This window comes from Streptomyces barringtoniae (assembly GCF_020819595.1).
GTDB classification, from domain to species: Bacteria; Actinomycetota; Actinomycetes; order Streptomycetales; family Streptomycetaceae; genus Streptomyces; species Streptomyces barringtoniae.
Map to the genome: position 1 here is coordinate 329,118 of NZ_JAJHNP010000009.1, position 11,147 is coordinate 340,264.

The window sequence follows — 11,147 nt, forward strand, 5'->3', positions numbered from 1 at the left end:
TCACAGCGGCATTCAGCGCTTCGAGGCGTCAACCCTTGGCTACTGGGGGGTCAGATGGCGCTCCGACCGTGCCGCAGCCGCTCTCCACACCCGTGATACGGCGCCGCTCCGAGGGCACCGCCCAACTTTTCGGCGTGACGTACGTCACCCGTACGTATCGCCGGGACCGGAGCTGCCGGGCGCCCTCAGCGGACCGTAGCGGCGGGCCGGGCCACCCGGATTGAGCACCTTGATCATCCGTACGGTGCCGTGCCCCAGGTCCTCGTTGAGGCGGGCGACCAGCGCGGGCGCGAGGTGGCGCAGCTGGGTCGCCCAGGCCGTGGAGTCGCAGCTCACGATCAGCACGCGCTCGTCCTCGTCGTACCGCTGCGGCACACAGTGCTTGGCCAGGTCCTCGCCGACGATCTGCGGCCAGCGGCCCATCACCCCGCCCACCGCCGCGGGGGTCTCCCAGCCGCGCTCGGTCAGCAGCCGGTTGATCGCGGCGCCGAGCGCCATCGGGTCGCGGCCGTCGGCGCGCGCGCCGGAGCGCAGCCCGCCGCCGCGCCGGGCCTGCTTCTTCTGCCGCGCCGCGTCCCCACGCGCGCGTGCCTGCTCCTTCGCCGCGCGCAACGCCACGCGCGCGAGGTCGACGCCGGAGGGTTCGTTTCCGCTCTTCTTCGGGTCCTGGGGGGTGGGTTCGCCGGTGCTCATACGCGCTCCACCGTCCCGCCCGACACGGTGTAGCGCGCCCCGGCCAGTACATCCGGTACGTCGTCGTCCACGGCGGCGGTGACCAGCACCTGCTCGCCGGGCGCGACCAGCTCGGCCAGCCGCTCCCGCCGGCGCGTGTCCAGCTCGGCGAAGACGTCGTCCAGGACCAGCACCGGCTCGTTGCCCTCGGCCCGCAGCAGGTCGTAGGAGGCCAGGCGCAGGGCGAGCGCGTAGGACCAGGACTCCCCGTGGGAGGCGTACCCCTTGGCGGGCAGCTGACCGAGTTTGAGAATCAAATCGTCCCGGTGCGGGCCGACGAGGGTGACACCGCGCTCGATCTCCTGCTTGCGCGCCTCCGCCAGGGCCGCCATCAGCTGGGCGTAGAGATCCTCGCGCGCGTGGGCCTCGCCGGGCGCGGACGGCTTGTACTCCAGCGCCAGCGGCCCGCCGCCGGGGGCCAGTTGCTCGTACGCCTTGTCGGCCAGCGGCTGCAGCGCGGCGATCAGGTCGAGGCGCTGGGCGAGCAACTCGGCGCCCGCGCGCGCGAGATGCTGGTCCCACACGTCGAGCGTGGACAGATCCATGGACCGTCCGCCGTGCCTGCGCGCCAGGGCGGCGGTCTTGAGCAGGGTGTTCCGCTGCTTCAGCACGCGCTCGTAGTCGGAGCGCACCCCGGCCATGCGCGGGGAACGGGCCGTGATCAGCTCGTCGAGGAACCGCCGGCGTTCGCCCGGATCGCCTTTGACGAGGGCGAGATCTTCGGGCGCGAACAGCACGGTCCGTACGATTCCCAGCACGTCCCTCGGCCTGACCTGCGGGGACCGGTTGATGCGGGCCCGGTTGGCCCTGCCGGGGTTCAGCTCCAGCTCCACCAGCTGCTGCCGCTCGCCCTGCCGGACCTGCGCCCGGATCACGGCCCGCTCGGCACCCATGCGGACCAGGGGCGCGTCGGAGGAGACCCGGTGGCTGCCGAGGGTGGCGAGGTATCCGACCGCTTCCACCAGGTTGGTCTTGCCCTGCCCGTTGGGCCCGACGAAGGCGGTGACGCCCGGGTCGAGCGGAACCTCGGCCCGGGCGTACGAGCGGAAGTCGGCCAGCGAAAGATGCGTGACGTGCATGGTCGTTTCGCCGGCCTTCCCCAGAGTGCTGATGGACTGTGGATCTGTGTGGATCCCTGTGGATTACTTCTTCTCCACGGCATGGCCGCCGAACTGGTTGCGCAGCGCGGCGATCATCTTCATCTGCGGCGAGTCCTCCTGACGGGATGCGAACCGCGCGAACAGCGACGCGGTGATCGCCGGCAGCGGCACCGCGTTGTCGATCGCGGCCTCCACAGTCCAGCGTCCCTCACCGGAGTCCTGTGCATAACCGCGCAGGCCCTCCAGGTGCTCGTCGTCGTCCAGCGCGTTGACCGCGAGGTCGAGCAGCCAGGAGCGGATGACGGTGCCCTCCTGCCAGGAGCGGAAGACCTCGCGGACGTTCTCCACGGAGTCGACCTTCTCCAGCAGCTCCCAGCCCTCGGCGTAGGCCTGCATCATCGCGTACTCGATGCCGTTGTGGACCATCTTCGCGAAGTGGCCCGCGCCGACCTTGCCGGCGTGCACCGAGCCGAAGTCGCCCTCCGGCTTCAGCGCGTCGAAGACCGGCTGCACCTTGGCGACGTGCTCGGCGTCGCCGCCGTACATCAGCGCGTAGCCGTTCTCCAGGCCCCAGACGCCGCCGGAGACGCCGCAGTCGACGAAGCCTATGCCCTTGGCCGCCAGTTCCCCGGCGTGCTTCTCGTCGTCCGTCCAGCGGGAGTTTCCGCCGTCCACGACCACGTCACCGGGCTCCAGCAGCTCGGCCAGCTGGTCGACGGTGGACTGGGTGGGCTCGCCGGCCGGGACCATGACCCAGACCACGCGCGGTCCGCTGAGCTTGCCCACAAGCTCTTCCAGGCTGTGGACATCCGCGAGGTCCGCGTTGCGGTCGTATCCGATGACGGTGTGGCCCGCGCGGCGGATCCGCTCGCGCATGTTGCCGCCCATCTTGCCGAGGCCGACGAGACCGAGCTCCATCAGTTGTGTTCCTTAGGTCGCTGTGGCGGGACAGGCACCTTGGTGCCGAGCCGAGCCTAAACCGCCCTCTTCACGCACAGTTGTGGGCATACGCGCTCATGCGTAGGCCCTGCGACCTGTACTTTTTCCACAGAGGCTGCCGAACCGCAGGCGCCGGGGGCCGGGCACCCACAAAGGCACCCGGCGCCGTGCACAGCTGTGGACGAACGGTCAGCCGCTGAGGCGCACCGGCATGATCAGATACTTGTACGCGTCGTCGGCCTCGGCATCCACCGCCGGCTTCCCGCTGAGCAGCGCCGGCTTCGTGGAGGTCGTGAACGACAGCTGAGCCACCGGGGAGTCGATCGCGCTCAGGCCGTCCAGCAGGAACGTCGGGTTGAAGGCGATGGAGATGTCGTCGCCCTCCAGCTGGGCGTCGACCCTTTCCACAGCCTGTGCGTCGTCGCTGGACCCGGCCTCCAGGATCAGCACGCCCTGCTCGAAGCTCAGGCGCACCGGGGTGTTCCGCTCGGCCACCAGCGCCACACGCTTGACGGCCTCGACGAACGGCGCGGTCTCGATCACGGCGACGGAGTTGAACTCGGTCGGGAACAGCGTGCGGTACTTCGGCAGGTCACCCTCGAGCAGCCGCGTGGTCGTACGACGCCCCGCGCCCTCGAAACCGATCAGGCCCTCGCCCGCGCCCGACCCGGACAGCGCCAGGGTCACGCTGTCACCGGCGCCGAGCGACTTGGCGGTGTCCAGGAGCGTCTTGGCCGGGACCAGGGCGACCGCGGAGGCGTCCGGGTTCTCCGGCTTCCACAGGAACTCGCGGACGGCGAAACGGTAGCGGTCGGTGGAGGCCAGGGTGACCGTGTCGCCCTCGATCTCGATGCGCACACCGGTGAGGACGGGCAGCGTGTCGTCACGGCCGGCGGCGATCGCCACCTGGGACACGGCGGCCGCGAAGACCTCGCCGGGGACGGTGCCCGTGGCGTTCGGCATCTGCGGCAGCGACGGGTACTCCTCCACAGGCAGGGTGTGCAGGGTGAACCGGGAGGACCCGCAGACCACCGTCGCCCGTACACCGTCTGTGGAAATCTCCACCGGCCGGTTGGGGAGGGCGCGGGAGATGTCGGCGAGCAGCCGGCCGGAGACGAGGACGGTGCCCTCCTCCTCGACCTCGGCTTCCACGGACACCCGCGCGGAGACCTCGTAGTCGAAGCTCGACAGGCTCAGCTGGCCGTCCTCGGCCTTGAGGAGGAGGCCGGCGAGGACAGGCGCCGGCGGACGGGCCGGGAGGCTGCGTGCCGCCCACGCCACTGCCTCCGCGAGTACGTCGCGTTCCACCCGGATCTTCACCGTAAGCCGCCTCCTGCTGTTGCTACTGAGTCCTCCGACTCGGTGTCACCGCCCACTGCGAAGGGAAGGACACCGGGGACCAGTCTGACGCACCGCACTGACAGTAGGTGCCCGTCGGGGTCAAGTCGCTCCGGGAGGCAGCCGGACACGAGACAGCGAGTTGTGCACAGGCCCCGCTTCCAAACGATTGCCGAGCTCTCTCTAGTCGGGAGTAGTAGTAGGGCCTGTGGATACCGTGGATAACCACGTTTTCCCAGCTCAGAGCCAAGATTTTGTCCACGGGGCCTGTGGGTGACGGCGGTGGACAACCGGGGTCATCTGTGGAGAACAGAAAGTTCTGCACACCCCGCCCACAGCCCGAGGGCAGTTCTCCCCAGCTGCGTCCCCAGGTTTACCCACGTTTCCCACACCCCAATCCGGCACCTTCGTGTGACGGCTTTCACTCGACGCGGTGAGAGGGTGCGTCGCGTTGCCGAACAGTGGACAGCCATGTGGAGAAGCCGGGGATCACTGGGGACAACGGGCCCCAGCCTGTGGGCCGGCGGTGGAAAACCTCGTGCACAGGCTGTGGATCTTCGCTCGGTCCACAGCCTGTGGAGATCGTTCGTCCACGATTCCACAGGCAGCTGAGCTGGGCGAATGCCGTATGAACAGGCTTCCTGTGGACGCCGCTCGGGACAACTTCACAGTCCCCAGCATGTGGACGGAAGAAACCCAGCGAATCTGTGGAGGATGGCCGTAACCCGGCACTTAATCGAACACCCGGTGGCGAACGAGGAACACTCCACAGCCCGCGGCACAGGGCAAACCCGCGCCCGGCACCCGCCACTGCGGACAGCGACCATGCCGAAGGGCGCCCTCAGGAGTCGTATCCCGAAGGCGCCCTCGATGTCGGTGCAAGGCAGGCGCAGCCGCCGTCAGCCGTTCTTGATCCGGTTCGTCAGCTCGGTCACCTGGTTGTAGATGGACCGCCGCTCGGCCATCAGCGCACGGATCTTGCGGTCGGCGTGCATGACGGTGGTGTGGTCACGGCCGCCGAACTGCGCCCCGATCTTCGGCAGCGACAGATCGGTGAGCTCCCTGCACAGGTACATGGCGATCTGCCGCGCGGTGACCAGCGCCCGCCCGCGCGAGGTGCCGCACAGGTCCTCCACGGTCAGCCCGAAGTAGTCGGCGGTTGCCCCCATGATCGCCGTGGCCGTGATCTCCGGGGCGCTGTCCTCGCCGCCGGGGATCAGGTCCTTCAGGACGATCTCGGTCAGGCCGAGGTCCACCGGCTGCCGGTTCAGCGAGGCGAACGCCGTCACCCGGATCAGCGCGCCCTCCAGCTCACGGATGTTCCGTGAGATCCGGGAGGCGATGAACTCCAGCACCTCCGGCGGGGCGTTGAGCTGCTCCTGCACCGCCTTCTTGCGCAGGATCGCGATACGCGTCTCCAGCTCGGGCGGCTGGACGTCGGTGATCAGACCCCACTCGAAACGGTTCCGCAGCCGGTCCTCCAGCGTGACCAGCTGCTTCGGCGGCCGGTCGGAGGAGAGCACGATCTGCTTGTTGGCGTTGTGGAGCGTGTTGAAGGTGTGGAAGAACTCCTCCTGCGTCGACTCCTTGTCCGCGAGGAACTGGATGTCGTCGACGAGCAGGATGTCCATCTCGCGGTAGCGCTTGCGGAAGCTGTCGCCCTTGCCGTCGCGGATGGAGTTGATGAACTCGTTGGTGAACTCCTCCGAGCTCACGTACCGCACGCGCGTGCCCGGGTAGAGGCTCCGCGCGTAGTGCCCGATGGCGTGCAGCAGATGCGTCTTGCCGAGCCCCGACTCCCCGTAGATGAAAAGGGGGTTGTAGGCCTTCGCCGGTGCCTCGGCGACGGCGACCGCGGCCGCGTGCGCGAACCGGTTGGAGGCGCCGATCACGAACGTGTCGAACAGGTACTTCGGGTTCAGCCGCGCCGTCGGCTCGCCGGGACCGCTCGCCGGCGCGGGCTGTGCGCCGAGCGGTCCGGTGGTGCCGCTCGTGGGCAGGTCCGGGCGGCCGGGGCCGCCGCGATGCGCAGGACCGCCGACCGCCGGCTGCTCGGGCAGCTCACGGCGGACGGGGTCGCGCTGGTCGTACTCGGTGCGGGACGGGTCGTACTCGGTGCGCGCGGATTCGTAGTCCGGGCGCACCTGGTCGTAGTCGGCGCGCGGTTTGTCGTAGTCGCCTCGCTGCTGCTCGTACGACGGCCGGTCCCTGCCCTGCGAGCGGTAGTCCGTGGACGGCGGGCCGTAGGCGTCCGGGCCGGAGCCGTAGCCCTCGGATCCGGAGCCGTAGGCGTCCTGGGACGACGGCGACGCGTACGGGTCGCGCTCGGGGAAGCCGAGCCGCGGCTGCTGCCAGCCGTACTCGTCCTGCGCTGGCCGCGGCCAGGCGCCGGGCTCACGGCGCTGGTACTCGGATGGGTACGCCGGGCGCACGACGGGCACCTGGTCCGCGCGGCCGGTGGGCAGCTGGTCGGCGCGGGACTGCTGCTCGGCCGGCGGCTGCTCGGCGGCGCGATGGCGGCCGTAGCCCTCGTACGGCCGTTCCTCGTACGACGGGCCGGACGGCAGCTCGGGCTCTTCGTAGCGTGGCTTGGGCGGCTGCTGCACCGGCGCCGCAGGGGCCGGCGGCTCGCCCGCGGAGTCGTCCACGGTGATCGCGATACGGATGGGGCGGCCGCACTCGCGGCTCAGCGTCTCGCTGACGACCGGCGCGAGACGGCCCTCCAGTACGCCCTTCGCAAATTCGTTCGGTACGGCGAGCAGGGCGGTGTCCGCCACCAGTGCGAGCGGCTGGCAGCGCCGGATCCAGTGCTCGTCCTTCGCCTCGACACCCTGTCCGCGGCCCTCCCCGAGGAGCTGCTCCAGTACTCGCGGCCACACTGCGGCAAGATCGGCGGGTACGTCAGCCACAGGGCACGCTCTCTCACAGGTCCCACGAACGTGTGATCGCGGGACGGGTCGGGGTGTACTTCGGGTGGTCGGTGGGTCAAACCCGCCGGGGCGGGGGACAAAAGAACGAATCGGAGTTCAGCCACGGTAGTCAGCGCGGCGGGTGCGGTTCAAGTTGTTGTCCCCAGCCTGTGGATAGTGTCTCTCCGTGACCCTCGGTTTGACCGGATGGCGCCGCCCCGCGTACCGTAACCAGGTCGAGTTGTCGATGGCTGCTGCCGCCTGCCTCCGATGGGCACAGGTCACGTCAGGTGATCGGGAAGCGGTGCACTCGGGCGTGACGCGAGCTACTCGTGGGCGCACGGTGACAGCCAAGACGGCACCCCGCAACTACCGATTTCTTTCTGGAGCCCCCGAGTGAGCAAGCGCACCTTCCAGCCGAACAACCGTCGTCGCGCGAAGACCCACGGCTTCCGGCTGCGTATGCGCACCCGTGCCGGCCGCGCGATTCTCGCGTCCCGCCGTAGCAAGGGTCGCGCCCGTCTGTCCGCCTGATTCCGATCAGGTCATGACGTCGTGCTGCCCACCGAGAACCGGCTGAGGCGGCGCGAGGACTTCGCGACCGCGGTCCGACGAGGACGCCGGGCAGGACGCCCGACTCTCGTCGTCCACCTTCGTAGCGGTGCCACGGACCCGCACGCGCCTGGGGAGAGCGCTCCCCCGACGCGTGCGGGTTTCGTCGTCAGCAAGGCCGTGGGTGGCGCGGTCGTGCGCAACAAAGTGAAGCGCAGACTGCGTCATCTGATGCGTGAGCGAGTCGCCCTGTTTCCCCCCGGTAGCCTGGTAGTCGTACGAGCGCTGCCCGGAGCGGGCGACGCAGACCATGCACAGCTGGCCCGAGACCTGGACGCCGCCGTTCAGCGGCTGCTGGGAGGGGGCGCGCGATGAAGTACCCGCTGCTGGCTCTGATCAAGCTGTACCAGTGGACGATCAGTCCACTGCTGGGGCCGGTGTGCAAGTACTACCCGTCGTGCTCCCACTACGGCTACACGGCCATCGACCGGCATGGTGCGATCAAGGGCACGGCACTCACCGCCTGGCGCATCCTCCGGTGCAATCCGTGGTCGCTGGGTGGTGTGGACCATGTCCCGCCGCGCAAGCGCCCGCGGTGGCACGAAATGCTGCGCAACGCCTGGCGCGCACGCAAGGGCGGGCCCTCCGCCGCCGAACCGGCCACCGAAGCGAAGCCCGGGAGCCCGTCTTCCGAGCTTCCTGCGAGCCCGGCCGCAGAGACCTCGTCCCATGCCCAAGGAGCATGATTAGTGGACACGATTGCCAGCCTCTTCAGCTTCATCACAACACCCGTTTCATGGGTCATCGTCCAGTTCCACAAGATGTACGGCGCGATCTTCGGCGCCGACACCGGGTGGGCCTGGGGCCTGTCCATCGTGTCCCTGGTGATCCTGATCCGCATCTGCCTGATCCCGCTCTTCGTGAAGCAGATCAAGTCGACGCGCGCGATGCAGACGCTCCAGCCGGAGATGAAGAAGATCCAGGAGCGCTACAAGAACGACAAGCAGCGCCAGTCCGAAGAGATGATGAAGCTGTACAAGGAGACGGGCACCAACCCGCTCTCCTCGTGCCTTCCCATCCTGGCGCAGTCACCGTTCTTCTTCGCCCTGTACCACGTGCTCAACGCGATCGCGACGGGCAAGACGATCGGCGTCCTCGACGAGTCGCTGCTCGCCAGCGCCCGTAAGGCGCACATCTTCGGCGCACCGCTTGCGGCGAAGTTCACGGACAGCGCGGACAAGGTCGCCTCGCTCGGTGCCACGCTGACCGACGTCCGGGTCGTCACCGCGATCATGATCGTCCTGATGTCGGCGTCGCAGTTCTACACGCAGCGACAGCTGATGACGAAGAACGTCGACACGACGGTGAAGACGCCGTTCATGCAGCAGCAGAAGATGCTGATGTACGTCTTCCCGGTCATGTTCGCCGTCTTCGGTATCAACTTCCCGGTCGGTGTCCTCGTCTACTGGCTGACCACCAACGTGTGGACCATGGGTCAGCAGATGTACGTCATCCGCAACAACCCGACTCCGGGTTCCAAGGCCCAGGCTGCCTACCTGGAGCGCCTGACCAAGCACGTCACGCACGCCGGCAAGGTCAGCCGCCGCAGCGAGAAGACCATCGTCAAGGCGATCGTCGCCAAGGGCCGTGAGCGCAACGAGTTCGAGCGCAAGTTCATCAATGCCCTGAACAAGGCCGGTCTCGCCGCCCAGGCCGACGGCACCGTGGTGAAGAGCACGGCCCAGGCCGCGACGCAGACCGCGGACGGCGTGGAGACCACCACCGAGGCCGGCACCGGCACCGCGGCCCGGCGCCAGCAGCCCAAGCGCCAGTCCAAGTCCCAGCGTCAGTCCGGCGGGCCCAAGCAAGCGGGCGGGTCCACCTCGCTGGAGAAGTCCGACGAGCCGCAGGACGCCAAGCCCGCCGCTGCCCAGCAGGCCCAGAAGCCCGGCTCCGGCACCCGCAGCAAGGCCCAGTCCGGCCAGCGCAAGGGTGGCCCGCAGCGGCCCAAGTCCCCGTCCAAGAAGTAAGAAGGAGCCCATCCCGTGACGGAAGGCACCACCTCCGCCGCTGCCGAGGGGGCAGACGCCCTGACCCGCCTGGAGCAGGAGGGTGAGATCGCGGCGGACTACCTGGAGGGTCTGCTGGACATTGCCGACCTCGACGGCGACATCGACATGGACGTCGAGGCCGACCGCGCCTCCGTGTCGATCATCAGCGACACCGGCGGCCGTGACCTGCACAAGCTGGTCGGCCGGGACGGCGAGGTGCTGGAGGCACTGCAGGAGCTGACGCGCCTGGCCGTGCACCGGGAGACCGGCGACCGCAGCCGGCTCATGCTCGACATCGCGGGTTACCGGGCCAAGAAGCGGGCCGAGCTGTCCGAGATCGGCGCCAAGGCCGCCGCCGAGGCGAGGAACACCGGCGAGCCCGTCAAGCTCAAGCCGATGACCCCGTTCGAGCGCAAGGTCGTGCACGACGCGGTCAAGGCCGCGGGACTGAGCAGCGAGTCCGAGGGCGAGGAGCCGCAGCGGTTCGTCGTCGTGCTGCCCGTCTGATCGGCCCCCACGTTTCACCGGCCCCGTCTGTTGAGCAGACGGGGCCGAACTTTGTCAGCCTGGTAGTTCTGGTGGCCGGTGCGCGAAGCACCGGCGCTGTACGGAAGGACGGTCCCCGTGACGGAGGCAGCGGAGCTTCCCCCCGCGCCCGAGCAGGCGCGGGAAGTGTTTGGTGATCGCTTCGCCGATGCGGTCCGCTACGCGGAGCTGCTCGCCGAGGCGGGCGTACAGCGTGGCCTGATCGGCCCGCGGGAAGTGCCCCGCCTGTGGGAGCGGCATCTGCTGAACTGCGCGGTGCTCTCCGAGGCCGTCCCCGAGGGAGTGACGGTCTGCGATGTCGGCTCCGGCGCCGGCCTGCCCGGCATCCCGCTGGCCCTGGTCCGGAACGACCTCAACATCACCCTGCTGGAGCCGCTGCTGCGGCGCACCAACTTCCTCACCGAGGTCGTCGAGCTGCTCGGCCTGGATCACGTCACGGTGGTGCGGGGCCGCGCCGAGGAGGTCCTGGGCAAGCTGCCGCCGGTCCATGTGGTGACCGCGCGGGCCGTGGCCCCGCTGGACCGGCTGGCCACCTGGGGCATCCCGCTGCTGCGTCCCTACGGCGAGATGCTCGCGCTGAAGGGTGACACCGCCGAGGAGGAGCTGAAGGCCGCCGCCACGGCTCTCAGCAAGCTGGGCGCGGTGGAGACGTCGATCCTGCATGTGGGTGAGGGCATCGTGGACCCCATGTCCACCGTGGTGCGGGTCGAGGTCGGGGAGAGCCCGGGTGGTGTGCGGTTCGCGGCCAAGCGTGCCAAGGCGGCCCGGACGGGTCGGGTCCGCCGTCGCCGTTGAGCAGGAGTGGCGGCAGGAGCCTGGGTCGGAGCAGGGGGCGGCTCTGATCCGTCCTGACGACGAGACGTACTCCACACAAGCTGCCAAACCTACGCAGGCCGGAGTGTCGCGAAGGTCCGGTCGCCGCCGCTGTGCATCGTGTTTCACGTGAAACGTCGCTCACTGCTCCACGGCATCATCAGTCG

General features: G+C 69.2%; 11 protein-coding genes. 6 read left to right on the forward strand and 5 right to left on the reverse strand.

The genetic code is table 11. The features are described from left to right. Positions 1-144: 144 nt before the first annotated feature. From LMU33_RS18920 to dnaA, 5 genes are all read right to left on the reverse strand, one after another. A complete protein-coding gene (locus tag LMU33_RS18920) occupies positions 145-693 on the reverse strand; it encodes a DciA family protein (protein WP_228621644.1) in 549 nt (182 codons plus the stop codon). Next, positions 690-1,811, reverse strand: coding sequence for a DNA replication/repair protein RecF (gene recF / locus LMU33_RS18925; RefSeq protein WP_228621645.1), 1,122 nt, complete (start codon positions 1,809-1,811; stop codon positions 690-692). Before recF ends, LMU33_RS18920 begins: the two co-directional genes overlap by 4 nt. A 63-nt stretch (positions 1,812-1,874) precedes the next feature. After that, positions 1,875-2,750: a phosphogluconate dehydrogenase (NAD(+)-dependent, decarboxylating) gene (gnd, locus tag LMU33_RS18930; RefSeq protein WP_228621646.1), complete on the reverse strand. Its 876-nt coding sequence runs from the start codon at positions 2,748-2,750 to the stop codon at positions 1,875-1,877. Between the two features lie 210 nt (positions 2,751-2,960). Then, entirely contained in the window at positions 2,961-4,091 is a 1,131-nt protein-coding gene (gene dnaN / locus LMU33_RS18935; RefSeq protein WP_228621647.1) for a DNA polymerase III subunit beta, read from the reverse strand. Positions 4,092-5,008: 917 nt separating this feature from the next. Further along, a complete protein-coding gene (gene dnaA / locus LMU33_RS18940) occupies positions 5,009-7,018 on the reverse strand; it encodes a chromosomal replication initiator protein DnaA (RefSeq protein ID WP_228621648.1) in 2,010 nt (669 codons plus the stop codon). A 396-nt stretch (positions 7,019-7,414) separates the two neighbouring features. Here dnaA and rpmH point away from each other — a divergent pair, with 396 nt between their 5' ends. From rpmH to rsmG, 6 genes are all read left to right on the forward strand, one after another. Further along, on the forward strand, positions 7,415-7,552 hold the full coding sequence (gene rpmH, locus LMU33_RS18945; protein WP_003956500.1) for a 50S ribosomal protein L34: 138 nt from the start codon (positions 7,415-7,417) through the stop codon (positions 7,550-7,552). Positions 7,553-7,573: 21 nt separating this feature from the next. Continuing rightward, positions 7,574-7,945 (forward strand): ribonuclease P protein component, encoded by a 372-nt coding sequence (gene rnpA / locus LMU33_RS18950; protein WP_228621649.1) that lies wholly within the window; start codon positions 7,574-7,576, stop codon positions 7,943-7,945. Continuing rightward, positions 7,942-8,316, forward strand: coding sequence for a membrane protein insertion efficiency factor YidD (yidD, locus tag LMU33_RS18955; RefSeq protein ID WP_228621650.1), 375 nt, complete (start codon positions 7,942-7,944; stop codon positions 8,314-8,316). Before rnpA ends, yidD begins: the two co-directional genes overlap by 4 nt. 3 nt (positions 8,317-8,319) lie before the next feature. Next, positions 8,320-9,600 (forward strand): membrane protein insertase YidC, encoded by a 1,281-nt coding sequence (gene yidC / locus LMU33_RS18960; RefSeq protein ID WP_228621651.1) that lies wholly within the window; start codon positions 8,320-8,322, stop codon positions 9,598-9,600. Positions 9,601-9,615: 15 nt separating this feature from the next. Next, positions 9,616-10,128, forward strand: coding sequence for a Jag family protein (locus LMU33_RS18965; RefSeq protein WP_228621652.1), 513 nt, complete (start codon positions 9,616-9,618; stop codon positions 10,126-10,128). A 117-nt stretch (positions 10,129-10,245) separates the two neighbouring features. Then, positions 10,246-10,962, forward strand: a complete 717-nt coding sequence (gene rsmG / locus LMU33_RS18970) for a 16S rRNA (guanine(527)-N(7))-methyltransferase RsmG (protein ID WP_228621653.1) — start codon at positions 10,246-10,248, stop codon at positions 10,960-10,962. Positions 10,963-11,147: the final 185 nt, after the last annotated feature.